Origin of the sequence: Hymenobacter aerophilus DSM 13606, assembly GCF_000382225.1 — a bacterium.
Lineage (GTDB): Bacteria > Bacteroidota > Bacteroidia > Cytophagales > Hymenobacteraceae > Hymenobacter > Hymenobacter aerophilus.
Genome location: NZ_KB907800.1, coordinates 122,479 through 137,652 on the forward strand (window position 1 = coordinate 122,479; position 15,174 = coordinate 137,652).

At 62.7% G+C, this 15,174-nt stretch carries 14 protein-coding genes and 1 riboswitch; of the genes, 9 read left to right on the top strand and 5 right to left on the bottom strand.

The features are described from left to right. Positions 1-26: 26 nt before the first annotated feature. Positions 27-806 (bottom strand): glycosyltransferase family 2 protein, encoded by a 780-nt coding sequence (locus tag H145_RS0100650; protein ID WP_019946199.1) that lies wholly within the window; start codon positions 804-806, stop codon positions 27-29. Positions 807-905: 99 nt separating this feature from the next. Here H145_RS0100650 and H145_RS0100655 point away from each other — a divergent pair, with 99 nt between their 5' ends. The 3 genes from H145_RS0100655 to H145_RS0100665 all read left to right on the top strand — a co-directional run bounded on the left by H145_RS0100655 (position 906) and on the right by H145_RS0100665 (position 4,139). Further along, the gene (locus H145_RS0100655; protein WP_019946200.1) at positions 906-1,721 is read left to right on the top strand and encodes a T9SS type A sorting domain-containing protein; all 816 of its coding nucleotides are present in this window, start codon (positions 906-908) and stop codon (positions 1,719-1,721) included. Positions 1,722-1,797: 76 nt separating this feature from the next. Continuing rightward, positions 1,798-2,676 (top strand): SDR family oxidoreductase, encoded by an 879-nt coding sequence (locus H145_RS0100660; RefSeq protein ID WP_019946201.1) that lies wholly within the window; start codon positions 1,798-1,800, stop codon positions 2,674-2,676. Between the two features lie 455 nt (positions 2,677-3,131). Continuing rightward, the gene (locus tag H145_RS0100665; RefSeq protein ID WP_019946202.1) at positions 3,132-4,139 is read left to right on the top strand and encodes a hypothetical protein; all 1,008 of its coding nucleotides are present in this window, start codon (positions 3,132-3,134) and stop codon (positions 4,137-4,139) included. Positions 4,140-4,714: 575 nt separating this feature from the next. Here H145_RS0100665 and ahcY read toward each other — a convergent pair. Further along, positions 4,715-6,037, bottom strand: coding sequence for an adenosylhomocysteinase (ahcY, locus tag H145_RS0100670; RefSeq protein WP_019946203.1), 1,323 nt, complete (start codon positions 6,035-6,037; stop codon positions 4,715-4,717). 139 nt (positions 6,038-6,176) lie between these two features. Continuing rightward, positions 6,177-6,920: a DUF4397 domain-containing protein gene (locus H145_RS22310; protein ID WP_169513142.1), complete on the bottom strand. Its 744-nt coding sequence runs from the start codon at positions 6,918-6,920 to the stop codon at positions 6,177-6,179. Positions 6,921-7,071: 151 nt separating this feature from the next. Here H145_RS22310 and H145_RS0100680 point away from each other — a divergent pair, with 151 nt between their 5' ends. Continuing rightward, the gene (locus tag H145_RS0100680) at positions 7,072-7,686 is read left to right on the top strand and encodes a hypothetical protein (protein ID WP_019946205.1); all 615 of its coding nucleotides are present in this window, start codon (positions 7,072-7,074) and stop codon (positions 7,684-7,686) included. A gap of 110 nt (positions 7,687-7,796) precedes the next feature. Next, positions 7,797-9,005, top strand: coding sequence for a THUMP-like domain-containing protein (locus tag H145_RS0100685; protein WP_019946206.1), 1,209 nt, complete (start codon positions 7,797-7,799; stop codon positions 9,003-9,005). A 112-nt stretch (positions 9,006-9,117) separates the two neighbouring features. On the opposite strand, the gene H145_RS0100690 is transcribed toward H145_RS0100685, so the two are convergent. Continuing rightward, positions 9,118-9,696, bottom strand: a complete 579-nt coding sequence (locus tag H145_RS0100690; protein WP_019946207.1) for a DNA-3-methyladenine glycosylase — start codon at positions 9,694-9,696, stop codon at positions 9,118-9,120. Positions 9,697-9,882: 186 nt separating this feature from the next. Continuing rightward, a riboswitch (cobalamin riboswitch) is annotated at positions 9,883-10,118 on the top strand. Between the two features lie 153 nt (positions 10,119-10,271). Here H145_RS0100690 and H145_RS0100695 point away from each other — a divergent pair. Further along, positions 10,272-12,245, top strand: coding sequence for a TonB-dependent receptor (locus tag H145_RS0100695; RefSeq protein WP_019946208.1), 1,974 nt, complete (start codon positions 10,272-10,274; stop codon positions 12,243-12,245). Between the two features lie 69 nt (positions 12,246-12,314). Further along, positions 12,315-13,400, top strand: coding sequence for a DUF5074 domain-containing protein (locus H145_RS0100700; RefSeq protein ID WP_019946209.1), 1,086 nt, complete (start codon positions 12,315-12,317; stop codon positions 13,398-13,400). A 153-nt stretch (positions 13,401-13,553) separates the two neighbouring features. Here H145_RS0100700 and H145_RS0100705 read toward each other — a convergent pair whose 3' ends face one another. Then, positions 13,554-13,817 (bottom strand): hypothetical protein, encoded by a 264-nt coding sequence (locus H145_RS0100705; protein ID WP_157540919.1) that lies wholly within the window; start codon positions 13,815-13,817, stop codon positions 13,554-13,556. Positions 13,818-14,063: 246 nt separating this feature from the next. Between H145_RS0100705 and H145_RS0100710 the strand changes: the two genes are divergently transcribed. Both H145_RS0100710 and H145_RS0100715 read left to right on the top strand, forming a co-directional pair. Continuing rightward, positions 14,064-14,417, top strand: a complete 354-nt coding sequence (locus tag H145_RS0100710) for a hypothetical protein (protein ID WP_019946211.1) — start codon at positions 14,064-14,066, stop codon at positions 14,415-14,417. Further along, positions 14,414-14,986 (top strand): helix-turn-helix domain-containing protein, encoded by a 573-nt coding sequence (locus tag H145_RS0100715; protein ID WP_019946212.1) that lies wholly within the window; start codon positions 14,414-14,416, stop codon positions 14,984-14,986. Before H145_RS0100710 ends, H145_RS0100715 begins: the two co-directional genes overlap by 4 nt. Positions 14,987-15,174: the final 188 nt, after the last annotated feature.

Sequence of the window (15,174 nt, forward strand, 5' to 3'; positions counted from 1 at the left end):
TTTTTAAATTTGGCGTCGCTTATCACCTACTCAACTTCTTTCATTTCGCCTAGATACTTGAGCTTGGCGAACTTCAGAAACACGCCCCAGGCCGAAATGGCAGCAATGCTGAGGCCCGCGAATCCATCCAGAAAGCCGCCCCGCACCACGTAGCCGTGCACGAACTTCCAGATGGGTTTCAGTACCAGATGAAAAACCGTTACCTGCCGCCGGTTTTTCAGCCACAGCTCCTCGGCGGCAATGCTGGTGAAGCGGTTGAGCTGCTGCACGTGCTGTTCGACGGAAGTATAAGAGTAGTGCAGCGCATCGCCAGCCAGAGGTTGCGGCGCGGGTTGGCCGGGCGCCAGCTCGTAGTGCTCGTGTAGCAGCAGGCCCTGCCAGCGGCCCAGGCGCCGGTCGTAGAGGCGTAGTTTGCGGTCGGGGTACCAGCCGCCGTGGCGCACCCAGTGGCCGACGTAGCTGGTGAGGCGAGCCAGCGTGTAGCCGCCGCCCTGCCAGTTGGCCAGCGCCGCCCGGATGCTGGTTTGCAGCTCCGGCGTCAGCACTTCGTCGGCATCGAGCTGCAGTACGTGCTCGTGGCGGGCCTGGGCGGTGGCGTAGTTTTTCTGCTCGACGTAGCCGGCAAAGGCGTGCTGCACCACCCGCGCCCCCAGCTCCCGGCAGATTTCTACCGTGCGGTCCGTCGAAAAACTATCCACCACCAGCAGCTCGTCGGCCACCGGGCGGGCGGCTTCGAGGCAGCGGGCAATGTTGGCTTCTTCGTTGAAAGTGATGATGACGACGGACAGCGGAACGGCAGCGGGCATAGGCGGCAAATATCGGATGATTTGGGTGGCCGATTGTCCGGCGGGTTACCTGCAGGGCTGGCGGGGCATTAACCTACTCACTATCAAACCTTCCAACCTATGCGGACACTATGCTTTTTAGGCCTGGTCATTCTACTGGCGGGCTGTGATGGCCAATCCAACCCGAAGGCGCAGTTCGACCCTATTGCGGTTAAGAGGCCTCTGAATATGACGCGCAAGCTAAGCGATGAATTCACGTTGGTCAGCCCCGACGACACACTGGAACTCCGGCTGGCTTTTGACGCCGCAACCGGCCGCAACACGTTCATCACTTCAACGGCCGACACGGTGCTAACGGCCCGCGTTTTCCGGTTTCGGGGCCTTTACTACTTTGTCGAGACTGGTTCCGATGGGGCCAATTGGGTACATGCGGCGCGCATTGGCCGCGGGCAGGTGCAGGGCCTGAATACTGGCTACCGGCAGATGATAGCCCTGAGCGGGCAGGTTCAACAGGGAAATTTCTCCGAACTGGTTCGCTTTCGGAACGCCAGCAACGACAGTTTGCGGCTCCGGTTCGACAGGCGGCAACTGCGCAACTTCTACGCGGCTCAGCTTGATAGCCTACCGGTGTACCGGCTGCAAACCCGAGAATCCCGGAGCATCCCGGCTGAAGCATTAGCTCCCTCGGTGGCGCCCGTAGTCGGTCCCTACCCCAACCCGGCCCGGCAACAAGCCTCGCTGGACTTTGCAATTGCTGCCGACCGCCTCGTAACGCTGTGTGACGAACACGGACGCCTGCTGCGCACCTTTTCGGCTGTGGGTCGGCGGCTTACTTTTTCGGTGGCCGACCTGCCGACGGGCAATTATATAGTTCGCATAAGGGAAGGCAATGGCGGCGCGGCGCCCTTGGCGCTTCGGTTATTAGTGGAGCAGTAGAACGCCCAAAAGCAAGTGGGCCCAGTACCCAAGTGAGTCGGCCCCGCGTATAGCCAGCCAACCACTTGCTTATCCTATGAATACTCTCGCTTCTGAACAGATTGCCCTCGTGACGGGCGCCACTTCGGGCATTGGCAAGGTAACGGCCCGCGAGCTGGTGCGCCGCGGCTACCACATTATCCTGCTGGCCCGCGACGCGGCCAAGGCCGCCCGGGTGCGCCAGGAATTCCAGCAGCTGGCCGCCTCCGGGCAGCGGGTGGATGTGCTGTTGTGCGACCTCTCGGATTTGAGCCAGGTGCGGCGGGCGGCCGAGGAGTTCATCCAGCGCTACCACCGCCTCGACGTGCTGGTGAACAACGCCGGCCTCATCTTCGGCAAGCAGCGTGAAACCTCGGCCGACGGGTACGAAATGACCTTGGCCACCAACTACCTCGGCCCCTTCCTGCTCACCAGCCTGCTGCTGCCGGCCCTGGAACGGAGCGAGGCAGCCCGCATCGTGAACGTGGCCTCCGACGGCTACCGCCTGGCCAAACCCAAACTGCACGACCTCAACCAAGAGGAAAACTACAGCGCGTGGCGGCAGTACGGCAACACCAAGCTCTACAACATCCTCTTCACCCAGGAGCTGGCCCGGCAGCTACGGGCGCGCGGCATCAGCCACGTCGTCACCAACAGCCTGCACCCCGGCGTGGTGGCCAGCGGCTTCGGCTCGGCCTCGGGCGGCCTGACGAGCTGGCTTACCGGGCTGGCCGCGCCGCTACTGCTCACACCCGACGAAGGCGCCCGCACCAGCATTTTCCTGGCCACCGACCCCATTGGCGGGCAGGTGAGTGGCGGCTACTTTGCCAAGGAGCAGGCCCAGCCCGTGAAGCACGCCTTCACCGACCCCGCCAAAACCCGGCAGCTCTGGCAGGAAACCGAGCGGCTGGTGGGCCAGGAGTTTTTCGGGGCTTAGCTGGCGGAACAATCCTCGGTTCATGTGCCGCTTGTAGAGACTCGACCCATCGCGTCTCCTCGTTGCTGACTTTGGGCGGACCTCGGCAGGTAGTTCGTTCAACGTCAGCAACGCCAGGGCGCGAAGGGTCGCGTCTCTACAACTGGTTCAGCAATCCGGAACTGATTTCAGACTTACTGCGCTCCGCAACCAATCTGCGCCAGCTCCCTCCCGGAGTTGGCGCACTTGTTTCCGGCGCGTAGCTTTGGCGGGCTACTCCGTTACCTCACTCCGAACCTGCATTCGTGTCCCTCGCTCCTACCCCTTCCCGCAGCTACGGCACTGCCCGCGGCTGGCGGATTTTTCTGTACGCGCTAGTACCACTCATGATTGTGGTGTTCCTGATTTGTCCTTTTCTGTTTGACAGCAACCAGGGCTTTCTAGTGTATGGACCGATAGGAGCCGTTATGTGGAGTATGGCCGGCCTTTTTAGCTTCCTCCTTTACGATGTATACAAAGGGCGCCACACGTTTTCGGAGCAGGGCGTCAGCTACCGGGGGGCCTTCCGCAGCAAAGACCTGCCAATGGCCGCCATCAAAGGCTACCGCACCGACCAGAACTACACCTACATCGTCCCTAGTAGCAAGCAGCACCGCGGTATCCGCATCGGCTACACCAGCGCGGGCTACGCCGAAATCCAGCAGTGGCTGGCCTCCCGGTTTCCCGACCTCGATGTGCAGCAACAGGAGCAGGACGCCGAAAAATTGCTGCTGGAAGAAGATTTCGGCCGCAACCCGGCCGAGCGGGAGGCTGCCCTGACCAGCGCCCGGCAGGTGGGCCGGGTGCTAAGCGTAGCCGGCTACCTGACCATTGGCTGGCTGCTGTTCTGGCCCCAGCCCTACGACTGGGCCGTGCTGGCGGGGCTGGCAGTACCGCCCCTGGCCGCCGCGGCCCTGTTCTGGCACCGCGGTCGGCTTTGCTTCGACGACAGCGACAACAGCGCCCGGCCGACGATAACCGCCGCGCTGCTGTTTCCGACGCTGGGCCTGCTGCTGCGGGCAATGCTGGATTTTGAGCTGCTGGCCTATGCACCACTGGCTCCGTACGCGGCGGGCACCGGCCTGCTGCTGGCCACGGCCCTGGTGCTGGGCAGCCCGCAGCTGCTGGCTACCAACAGCCGGCGGGTGGTGTTGGTGGGCACCTTGCTGGGCCTGCTGTACGGAGCCGCCGCCGCCACCATCGTGAACTGTACTTTCGACACGCATAGCCCGCAAGTGTACGCCGTGCCGGTGCTGGGCAAGCACTACACCGCTGGCAAAACGGATTCCTATTACCTCCATGTAGGCCCCTGGGGTTCTCGCCGGCAACCCGACGACGTGGAGGTTACCAAAAGCCTGTACGAACGCACTGCCGCCGCCGACACCGTACACGTGTACCAGCGGCCCGGCCATCTGGGGGCGCCTTGGTTCACCACCGGCGAGTAGCCTCCCGCTCCGCAGCCTGTTCCTCCGGCTCCCAAAGACCCTCCCCGAATAGCTGAAGCTCTTTCCAAAATGACCGAAGAGGATGCTGGAGTACCTGAAGGTCTTTTGAGAGCAATCGAAGCTACATTAAGAGCACCTAAAGGTCTTTCAAGAGCAACTAAAGCTATTCCATAAGCAACCGAAGGCTCTCCGCAAGCAACCGAAGAGCATTCTCAGGCAACCGAAGGCTCTCCGCAAGCAACCGAAGAGCATTCTCAGGCAACCGAAGAGGATTCTCAGGCAACCGAAGAGGATTCTCAAGCAACCGAAGAGGTTTCTCAAGCTAACTGCGGGGCTTCGGGTGGGGCGGGAGGTTGTTGGGGCGGGGCAGATGAGGTTTGGATGATACGGGCAGCGGCTGGGGAGCCGCCGCATGGAGCGGCGGACGGTCAGGGGCCGGGCTCAATCGCAGAAAACCCCGCCCGGCAGCGTGCCGGGCGGGGTTTTCTGGTTACAGCTGATGGGTACAGCTGACTCGGAGTAGCGGCTATTCACAAAATCCGTGAAATCCGCTAAAATCCGCGCTAATCCGTGGTCTAGTAGCGGTACAGGTCCGACTTGAAGGGGCCTTCCACGTCCACGCCGATGTACTTGGCCTGGTGGGGGTTCAGCTCCTCCAGCTCGACGCCGATTTTGGCGAGGTGCAGGCGGGCTACTTTCTCGTCGAGGTGCTTGGGCAGGGTGTACACCTGGTTTTCGTACTGGTCGGCGTGCTGCCACAGCTCCAGCTGGGCCAGTACCTGGTTGGTGAACGAGTTCGACATCACGAACGAGGGGTGGCCGGTGGCGCAGCCCAGGTTCACGAGGCGGCCTTCAGCCAGCACGATGATTTCCTTGCCGTCGATGGTGTACAGGTCGACCTGGGGCTTGATGGTGTCCTTGGTGTTGCCGTAGTTCTTGTTCAGCCAGGCCATATCAATCTCATCATCGAAGTGGCCGATGTTGCAGACGATGGCTTTGTCCTTGAGGGCGCGGAACGACTTTTCGGTGATGATGTCGCAGTTGCCGGTGGCCGTTACCACGATGTCGGCTTCCTTGATGGCATTCTCCATCTTCTTCACCGCGTAGCCGTCCATGGCGGCCTGCAGGGCGCAGATGGGGTCGATTTCCGTGACGATAACCCGGGCGCCGGCGCCGCGCAGCGAGGCGGCGGTACCTTTCCCCACGTCGCCGTAGCCAGCCACCACGGCAATTTTGCCGGCCATCATCACGTCGGTAGCCCGGCGGATGGCGTCTACGGCCGACTCTTTGCAGCCGTACTTGTTATCGAACTTAGACTTGGTAACCGAGTCGTTGATGTTGAAGGCGGGCATGGGCAGCGTACCGGCCTTTACGCGGTCGAGCAAGCGCAGTACGCCGGTCGTGGTTTCTTCCGACAGCCCTTTGATGCCGGCGGCCAGCTCGGGGAACTGGTTGAGCACCATATTGGTCAGGTCGCCGCCGTCGTCGAGAATCATGTTCAGCGGCTCGCGCTTCTCGCCGAAAAACAGCGTCTGCTCGATGCACCAGTTGAATTCTTCCTCGCTCATGCCCTTCCAGGCGTACACCGGAATGCCGGCGGCGGCAATGGCCGCGGCGGCGTGGTCCTGGGTCGAGAAGATGTTGCACGACGACCACGTAACCTCAGCGCCCAGGGCGATGAGCGTCTCGATGAGTACGGCGGTCTGGATGGTCATGTGCAGGCAGCCGGCAATGCGGGCGCCTTTCAGGGGCTGGCTGGTGCCGAACTCCTCGCGCAGGGCCATCAGGCCGGGCATTTCGGCCTCGGCCAACCGGATTTCCTTGCGGCCCCACTCGGCGAGGCTCAGGTCTTTCACTTTATAAGGCACGTAGGCCGTCGTCGTCTTGGTCTCTACCATGATAAAAAGGGGTTTGAGAAGTCAACCACAAAAATACGAAAAAGTTAAGGCGGCTTCTATCTACTCCTTACGCAGCAGCGCCTGCCCCCTTTTTGCAGGAAGCAGGCGCTGATGTTTAGCAAGAAGCCGCGGGGGCTGCTTAGTTGTTGGCGATGATAACGGCCTGGGGCTTCTGCGCGGTTGGGGCGCCGGGCGTGGCAATGCCGCGTACCAGCACCGTGTAAATTTTGCCGGCTTCAATCTTTTTGCTGCCCGAGCCCGAACCGGAGCCATCGCCTACCGTCAGGATGGACGTGCGCTGGGCATCCGTCGTGGTTATCCGAAGGTCGGGAGACGAGCCGGCATTGACCGATATAAACTCCGACGCTTTCCCAAAGGCTACGTCGGTGGTCAGGTCGGTTGGCGCCGCGCCGGCAGTAAGGGCCGGAACGCTCAGTCGCACCGGCGAATTTACCCCGGTGCCCAGGTGAATGAGGCGGATTTTGGCCTGCCCGGCTGCCGGCGCCGTCAGATCATCGGAGAAGCTGATAAGTTCGGCGCTGCCAATGGCGGAAGCAGGCGAGTAAGCGAAAACCGAATAGTTCTGGTTGACCGCTATATCCAGGTTCTTTTTGGTGACTTCCTGGGTGCCGCTGTTGATGCGGAAAACCGGGCTGCCGGCATCCACGCCGAGGTACGAGCTGTTCTGGCCGTAGTTGAGCTGGCCTACCTGCTTATCGTTGACAAAAGCCGTCACCTGGCCCGACACGGCGGCGGCCACGTGGGTAATCATCACCCGGCCCTGCTGGGGAGCGGGGTTGTCGTCGTCGTTGTTGCAGGCCGAGAAGGCCAGCATGGCGGGCAGGGTAGCCAGCAGGGCGGCAGGGCGGAAAAAGGAAGTCATTTTCATACAAGGTTGGAAAGGTGTTGGCCTGCACAACGAAGCCGCATGGCCTTTTGTTGAGTCGGGGCCGGAAAAAATATCCCTGCGAATTGCACTATTTTCCGGCGGACGGCCTTAGCGGTTTGGCTTCCTGTGCACTACTTTTGACTTTATGTTGCTATTTTCCCCCGTCGCTTTCCGCTGGCTCCGTCGCTTTGCTGCCCTCTTCATCTGCCTGCTGAGCTGGGCCGGCACCGCACAGGCCCAGCAGGCGGGCCGCATCAGTTTGTCCCTCGAAGACCAAAAGCGGGGGCTGAATGGCGTGCAGAAGAACTTCTACTTCAGCCTGAGCCAGAACCCCACCGAGGCCGATTACCAGAGCGCCGGCTTCTTTGGCCAGCGCCTGCGCTCCTACCTGGCCGGCGAGCCCGAAGCGCTGGCGGCCCTCAACCGCTACCGGCGCCAGAAGTTGCTGTTCCTGACCGAGCGGGTGGTGTTTGTGGGCGCCGTGGGCCTCTACGGGCAGCAGGTGCTCTCGGCCCCCGACCGGCAGCAGTACTTCAACAGCACCCAAAAGGTGGCTATCGGGGTGGCGGCGGTTAGCTTGCTGAGCAACATTTTCATTTCGCGCAACACCAACACGCATTTCCAGCGCGCCGTCGAGGCCCACAACGCCGGCCGCACGGCCGGCGCCTCCGGCCTGCTGCGGCAGCTGCAGCCCAGCGGCGTAGGCCTGGGCGCCAGCGCCACCGGCCGCCCCCTGCTGGCCCTGCGCTGGCAGTTATAGACTTTATAGGTAGCTACAAGCCGCAAGCTGCAAGCCACAAGCTGACGTTCAAACATCAGCTTGTGGCTTGCAGCTTGCGGCTTGTAGCTATAAAACAATAGTTTCGCATCATGGAATACCCGCTGCCCGCGGCGGCTCGCCAATACGTGGCCGAGCACCTGCACGACGACCCCGCCCAACTGGCCCTGCAGGCCCGCCGCCATCCCCACCTCCCCGTTCCCGAATTAGTCCGCCAGATTCAGGCCCGCCAGAAGGCCAAGGGCAAGCTCCCGACCTGGGCCGCCAACACCGACCTGGTTTTCCCGCCCGCCCTCTCTGTCGAGCAGGCTTCCTCCGACCGCACCGCCGCTTTCAAGGCCGAGCTGGTGCGCGGGGCCGACCGCCTGGCCGACCTGACCGGCGGCTTCGGCGTCGATTCGGCCCACTTTGCGGCTACCGTGGGCGAGGTGCATTACGTGGAGCGCCACGCCGCGCTGGCCGAAGTCGTGCGCTACAATCTGGCCCAGCTGGACATCAGCAACGTGCACTGCCACGCCACCGACGCCACCCATTTCCTGCGCGAATCGGACGACACCTACGACTGGATTTACCTCGACCCGGCCCGCCGCGACACGGCCGCCAAGAAGATTTTCCGCCTCCAGGACTGCGAGCCCGACGTGCTGCGCCTGCTGCCGCTGCTGCTGCGCAAAAGCCCGCGCATCCTGCTCAAAACCTCGCCCATGCTCGATATCGAGCAGGCCCTGAAAGAGCTGCGCCACGTGCGGCGGCTGTGGGTGGTAGCGGTGGACAACGAGTGTAAAGAGGTGCTGTATGAGCTGGGCGAGGAACCGGCCGTCGACCCCGAGCGCTATGCCCTGAACCTGCGCCGCGACGGCAGCCGGCAGGAGTTCCGCTTAAACCGGGCCCGCGAGGCCCGCGCCATCCCGCGTTACGCCGAGCCCCGGCAGTATTTGTACGAACCCAACGTGGCCGTGCTCAAGGCCGGAGCATTCAAGAGCGTCGGTACGGCCTTCGAGCTGCTGAAGCTGCACCAGCACAGCCACCTCTACACCTCCGACACGTTTCACCCCGAGTTTCCCGGCCGCAGCTTCCGCATTCTGGCCGTTGAGAAGTACGACGCCCAGGCTTTGCGCGCCCACCTCGGCCCGGCCGTGCGCGCCCACGTCACCACCCGCAACTTCCCCGACTCGGTGGCCGAGTTCCGCCACCGCACCGGCATCCGCGAGGGCGGCGACCTGTACCTGTTCGCCACCACCAGCCACGAAGGCAAGCTCATGGTGCTGGTCTGCGAGTCGCTGATGGCGCCGGTGCAGGGCTAAATCACAGATGTTGCAGATGACTGGATGCCACAGATTCGTTCTGCTGGCTGGATTTGTTCTGGCTGTCGTTGCATAGTCGCACTGTCAGCCAGAACGAATCTGCGTCATCCAGTCATCTGCAACATCTGTGATTCCAGGGCAGGCTGGCCGCCTCGGGGCCGGCGTACTCCAGGCCGATGCGGGGGCCGGTTACGATTTGACTTTCGGGAATGGTTTCGCCCTGGTCTTCAATCCAGAGCAGGTCGCCTTGCAGGTCGGTACCGGTGAGGGCGGGCGTGAGGGCCAGCGCCTGCGTGAGCATGCCGGGACCCGCCGTGAGCCGGTTGGGTTTGATGGAGGCACCTCGCCGCGCCTGCATCACCTCTAGGCCCACCAGTGGCTCGATGGCGCGGATGAGCACGGTATCGGTTTTGCCGGCCTCGTTGGTGCAAATGTTAAACAGCGTGTGGCGCTGGTACACCTTATATAAGTAGGCCCGGCCGCCGGGCTCCTGCAGGGCCCGGCTGGCCGCGCTAAACCGTTTGAGGTGCATGGCCAGCGAGTTGTCGCCGTGGTGCGAGTAGGCTTCGGTTTCGATGATGCGGCCGCCGGTAAGCTGGCCCTCCACCCGCGAGAAAACGTGCTTGCCCAGCAAGTCGCGGGCAATCTGCACTGGGTCGGGGCGGCGGTAGAACTCGGGCGGTAGCTTCATTTGGGAGAGATAGTTAGTAAGGTAATACGGGCAACGAGCCCAACCCGCCTGTCATTCTGAGCAGCGCGAAGAATCTCGCGTGCAATGGTAACCCTGTCGTCAGGAATTACTGTGGCACGCGAGATTCTTCGCTTCGCTCAGAATGACAAACGGGTTCGCTCACTTCTCACTTCTCAAATCCCCGCGTATCTTTGCGGCCGTAAAGGTGGCCGGACTCCGATTGGGGAGCGAGGCTGAAAAGGGAATCCGGTTTGAAGCCGGAGCTGTCCCCGCAACTGTACGCTTCAGGAGTCGGCGCGTCATCACCGGCCACTGTTTCGACGGCTGTTTTCTTTTCTTCTGAGTGAGAAAGAAGGCGGCGGAAATGGGAAGGCGACGCGCCCGGAGCAAGCCAGGAGACCTGCCTTTGCGTTTTCCTATGTTCAGCGCCTGCGGAGGAAGGGCGGAGAACGAATGCAGTAGCGGCCCGTTGGGGCTGCAGAATACCCTTCTGTTTTCGGACTCGGCTTTGGCCGGTGGGCGCCCCGGCGCCAACCTGACGAAGTTTTGAACTGAATTTTTCGGTCACGAAAATTTTGGTTCTCCAGACGCATTTTCCCTGGTGGTTCGCCGCCCGACTCACTTCCCTCGCCAGCCTGAGCCTGCTGGCCGGCGCGGCCCTGCCCGCCGCGGCCCAAGCCCCCACCGATACGCTGCGCAGCCCCCAGCTGCCGGCCGTGCGCGTGGCGGGGCTGCGGGCCACGCGCTTCGCCGTGGGCAGCCGCCAGCTGGTGCTCGACTCGGTGGCGCTGAACAACTACCGCACCGGCACGCTGGCCGACGCGCTGGGGGCGCGCACGGCCATTTACATCAAGAATTACGGGCCGGGGCAACTGTCATCCATCACGCTGCGCGGCACCTCGGCGCGGCACACGGCCGTGCTCTGGAACGGCTTCAACATCAACCTGCCTTCGTTGGGCGAGGCCGATTTTGCGCTGCTGCCCATCAATGGCAGCACGCAGGTGGAAGTGCAGCCGGGGCCGGCGGGCGCTACTTACGGCAACGGCGCGGTGGGCGGCACGGTGCAGCTTAGCGCCGCCGCCCGCGGCCCGGCCGACTGGGGCCGGGGCTGGCACGGCACGGTGCAGGGCGACTACGGCAGCTTCGGGCTAGGCGCGGGGCTGGCCACGGCCGGTTTCAGCAACCAGAAGGTAGCGCTGCGCACCAGTTTCAGCTACCGCCGCGCCGACAACGACTTTCCGTACTACGTAGGCGAAGGCCGCGACCAGGTGCGCCAGCGCCAGGAAAACGCGGCCTTCCGGCAGACCAGCTTCACGCAGGACGCCACATTGCGACTGGGTCAGCGCGGCGAGCTGAGCGCCGCCGTGTGGCTCACCGACGCCGACCGCCAGATTCAGCCCGGCATCGGCACCAACAACACCCGCGCCCAGGAGCGCGACCAGAGCCGCCGCCTCACGGCCGGCTACCGCCACGTGAGTTCCCGCCGCGAGTGGGCCGTGCGGGCCGCCTGGTTCGAGGACGTTATCAACTACCGCGACGAGGTGAGCGGGCTGAGCGAATCGCGGGTGCGCACCAGCCAGGCGCAGGCCGAGCACACGTGGCGGCTGGCGCCCAACGCCTCGGTGCGGCTGGGGGTCGAGGCCCAGCACTTCGCGGCCCAGGTAGATGGCTACGGCGCGGCCCCGCGCACCGAGAACCGTTACTCGGGCTTCCTGCTACTGCGCTACGACCCGCGGCCCCGGCTGCAACTCTCGCTCAACCTGCGGCAGGCCCTGCTGCCCGGCCGGCAGCCGCCCCTCACCCCTACCGCCGGGGCCGAGTGGCAGGCCGTGGCCGCCGGCCGGCACGCGCTCAGCCTGAAAGCCAACGCCTCGCGCAGCTACCGCGCCCCCACCCTGAATGAGCGGTACTGGCGGCCCGGCGGCAACCCCGAGCTGCTGCCCGAGGAAAGCCTGGGCTACGAGGGCGGGCTGGCGCACACCTTCAAAACTGAGCACCTGACGCTGCAAACCGAGCTGACCGGCTACCGGCAGCTGGTAGACAACTGGGTGCAGTGGACGCCGGGCGCCTCGTACTGGTCGCCGCGCAATTTGCGGCAGGTGCGGGCGCAGGGCCTGGAAGCCAGCAGTGCGCTGGGCTGGCAGCCGGGCGGCGCCTACCGCCTCACGGCCCGGGTTTCCTACGCTTTCACGAGCACCGAGAAAACCAAGGGCACGGCCGCCGACACCGACCCGGCGGGCCGGCAGCTGCCCTTCGTGCCGCGGCACACGGCCGCCTTCAGTACCGACCACAGCTGGCAGAAATGGCAGTTGGGCACCACGCTCACTTATACCGGCTACCGCTACACCGACGCCTCGGCCACCGATTTTCTGCCGGGCTACCTGCTGCTGAACGCTTCGGTGGGCCGCACGCTGGCGCTGGCCCCGGCCTGGCAGCTGCTGGTGCTGGCCCAGGGCTTCAACCTGACCAATAACAACTACCAGAACTACGAAAACCGCGCCCTGCCCGGCCGCAACGCCAGCCTCAGCCTGCGCCTGCTGTGGCGCTGAGGCTGGTGGCTTGATAAACCCCTGTTTATTCCATCTTTTTCACTCTTTCTTTTCCCAATTTCTTTCCCAATGAAGCCATTTACCGCTTTTGCCAGCCTGCCGGGCCGGCTGCTGCTGGGTAGCGCCGCCGCCCTCACCCTGCTGGCCTGCGACCCCGACAAAGACCCCACCCCCGGCCCGCCGCCGATAGTTACAAATTCCGTGTTTGTAATAAACGAGGGCAATTTTGGGCGCTCCAATGCCGAAATCAGCTTGTTCGATAAGGCTAGTAAGTCGGTTACCAACAAGTCGCTGTTTGCTTCGGCTAACAAAGGCAAGAATCTTGGCGACATTGCGCAAAGCATGGTCGTGCGCGACAGCCTGGGCTACATCGTAGCCAACAACAGCAACAGAGTAATGGTGGTCTCGCTGAAAACGTTTGTTGCAAAGGATACCATTCGTGGCCTTAAGCTACCGCGCTACTTCGCAACTACCTCATCGGGTAAGGGCTACGTGACTGAAACCATATCCTACACCGTGCCTAATGGGCAGGTGTCGGTTGTTGACCTGAAAACCAATAAAGTAACCAAAAGCATTGCGGTGGGCAGCCAGCCCGAGCAGTTGGCCGTGGTGGGCTCGCGCCTGTACGTAACCAACAACGGCGGTAATACTGTGACGGTCATCAACACGACCACCGATGCCGTGGAAGGCACCATTACGGTAGGCGACGGCCCGAACAGCGTGGTAGCCGACCGCAGCGGCCGGGTGTGGGTGCTGAACAGCGGTAAGATAGTGTACAACCCCAATCCTACCCGGCTGAGCAAAGGCAGCCTTTCGCAGATTGTACCCGGCCAGCTGACGGCCACCACCCGCGAGATGCCTTCGGATAAGAGCTCCCCCGGCAACCTGACCATCAACGGCGGCCTCGACCAGCTGTACTACACCTACCTGGGCGGTGTGTACACGCTCGGCATCAACGATGCCACCCTGCCCACTACGCCGCTCATCAAGCGCGGCAGTTTCTACGGCCTGGGCGTCGACCCGCAGGATGGCACCATTTACGGTGGTCTGGCCTCGTTTTCGTCATCCGACAAGGTCATCCGATTCAAAAACACCGGTGCGGCCATCGACTCGTTCACGGTACTGGCCGGCCCCAACGGCTTCGTGTTTTATTAAGCCTGCCGCGTAGCTGCCGACTCCAACGCCGGCAACTGCTGAGCAAAAGCAAGGCCCCGCGCTCTGGTGAGTGCGGGGCCTTGCTTTTGCGGTCTGGCATCTGGCATGCTGAACAAAAGGCTGACTTACAACTCTTAGTATCAGTCAGCTAGCTTAGTCGGCCAGTCCGTCGCGGTTGCGGTCGGGCTTATCGGCGGCGTTCTTGTACTGCTGTTCCAGCGTAACGCGGCTTGTATCGGGCTTCAGGCCGGCAGCGGCCGAGTCGTCGCCCATGTTATCGGGGCGGCGGGCCATGGGGTCAAGCTCTTTGTTGCTGCCGCGCTCGACGTTGGTGGCGCCGTCTTCGTTGCCGGTGTTGCAGGCGGTGAGCGAACCGGTGAGCAGCAGCACGGCTGCCAGGGGGCGGAGGAGAGTCATTTTCATGAGTGAAGCAAATAGGACGAGAAAACCGAAGCAAATGGGTTACCTGCCTGTACGGCTGACCGCCCGACTGGTTTTTGCGTATACCTTTTTCCGGCGCCGGCCGGCTTACTGCCCGCGCTGCTTTTTCGTTTTTATCTACCTAATTTCTGCCTTTATGCCCTGCTTTCAACCCTGCCCCTCCCTAAGCTCGTAGCGCCCCAATAAGGCCGAAGCGTATATTTGCGCTTTACCCGACCCGCTATGCCCCAACCCGTCAGCCGTTTTTCAGTGCTGCGGCCGCTGCTCCGGCAGGCGGCCCTGCTGGCCGGAATCAGCCTTGTGCTGGCGCTGGCGCTTACGCTCTACCTCTACGGAATGCAGGCGGGGTTCATTGGCCGACTGTTCGGGGCTTTTTTCGTATTTTTCTGGCTGCTGGCCATTACCTTTTTGGCAGCAGTACCGTTTGTTAGTTGGGCGGCAGCCAACTGGTTTGGCCCCAACTGGGCCGAAACTCCGGCCAGCCCCAAGGGGCGTAAAAAGCCAGCTGCCGCCGTTTCCCGTCCTGCCGCGCGCGCTGTTGCGCGGCCGAAACCTTCCAACCACAACCACTCGTGAAAACGCATCTGCTCCACATCAAAAATATGGTCTGCCCCCGCTGCATCGAGGCGGTCCGCAACCTGTTCGAACAAGCCGGCTACACCCCCACCGACGTCACGCTCGGGCAGGTGCAGCTGGCCGAAACCACCCCCGCCGACCCTACTGCTGTAGCCCCGCTGCTACGCGAGGCCGGCTTCGATGTAGTAATGGGCCGGGCCGACCAGCTGACCGAGCAAATAAAAACGGCCCTGGTGGAGTACCTGGAGCACCTGCGCACCGCCCGCATGCCCCTCACCACGTCGGCCTTCCTCACCGACCGGTTTGCGGCCACCTACTCGCACCTGAGCAAGGTGTTCTCGCGCACCGCCAACCTCACCATCGAGAAATACCTGATTCGGATGAAGATTGAGCGGGTGAAGGAGATGCTGAGCTACAACGAAATGACGCTGAGCGAAATAGCCGAGAAGATGCGCTATAGTTCGGGCCAGCACCTGAGCAACCAGTTCCGCCAGGTTACCGGCCGTTCAGTCAGTGAGTTCCGCCGCGACCTGATGCCGCGCCGCCTTTCGCTCGACCAGCTGGCATAGCGGTAAGCTGAGCGCAGAAGCTGAAAAGTGAAAGCCGTTGAACGAGCCTGGTGCTGACGTTCAACGGCTTTCACTTTTTACTTTCTATCCTCGACTTACCGCTGGGTTGCTTCCTAATTCCGCACCAACTGCGCCCGATTTGTATGTAACCCCGGGGCCGGTCTGCGGGTCTTTAGCGTATCGATTCA

What these genes read in the sequence shown, in the direction of transcription:
- H145_RS0100650 (WP_019946199.1), bottom strand. Translation starts at nt 806, where the DNA reads ATGCCCGCTGCCGTTCCGCTGTCCGTCGTCATCATCACTTTCAACGAA.
- H145_RS0100655 (WP_019946200.1), top strand. Translation starts at nt 906, where the DNA reads ATGCGGACACTATGCTTTTTAGGCCTGGTCATTCTACTGGCGGGCTGT.
- H145_RS0100660 (WP_019946201.1), top strand. Translation starts at nt 1,798, where the DNA reads ATGAATACTCTCGCTTCTGAACAGATTGCCCTCGTGACGGGCGCCACT.
- H145_RS0100665 (WP_019946202.1), top strand. Translation starts at nt 3,132, where the DNA reads ATGGCCGGCCTTTTTAGCTTCCTCCTTTACGATGTATACAAAGGGCGC.
- ahcY (WP_019946203.1), bottom strand. Translation starts at nt 6,037, where the DNA reads ATGGTAGAGACCAAGACGACGACGGCCTACGTGCCTTATAAAGTGAAA.
- H145_RS22310 (WP_169513142.1), bottom strand. Translation starts at nt 6,920, where the DNA reads ATGACTTCCTTTTTCCGCCCTGCCGCCCTGCTGGCTACCCTGCCCGCC.
- H145_RS0100680 (WP_019946205.1), top strand. Translation starts at nt 7,072, where the DNA reads ATGTTGCTATTTTCCCCCGTCGCTTTCCGCTGGCTCCGTCGCTTTGCT.
- H145_RS0100685 (WP_019946206.1), top strand. Translation starts at nt 7,797, where the DNA reads ATGGAATACCCGCTGCCCGCGGCGGCTCGCCAATACGTGGCCGAGCAC.
- H145_RS0100690 (WP_019946207.1), bottom strand. Translation starts at nt 9,696, where the DNA reads ATGAAGCTACCGCCCGAGTTCTACCGCCGCCCCGACCCAGTGCAGATT.
- H145_RS0100700 (WP_019946209.1), top strand. Translation starts at nt 12,315, where the DNA reads ATGAAGCCATTTACCGCTTTTGCCAGCCTGCCGGGCCGGCTGCTGCTG.
- H145_RS0100705 (WP_157540919.1), bottom strand. Translation starts at nt 13,817, where the DNA reads ATGACTCTCCTCCGCCCCCTGGCAGCCGTGCTGCTGCTCACCGGTTCG.
- H145_RS0100710 (WP_019946211.1), top strand. Translation starts at nt 14,064, where the DNA reads ATGCCCCAACCCGTCAGCCGTTTTTCAGTGCTGCGGCCGCTGCTCCGG.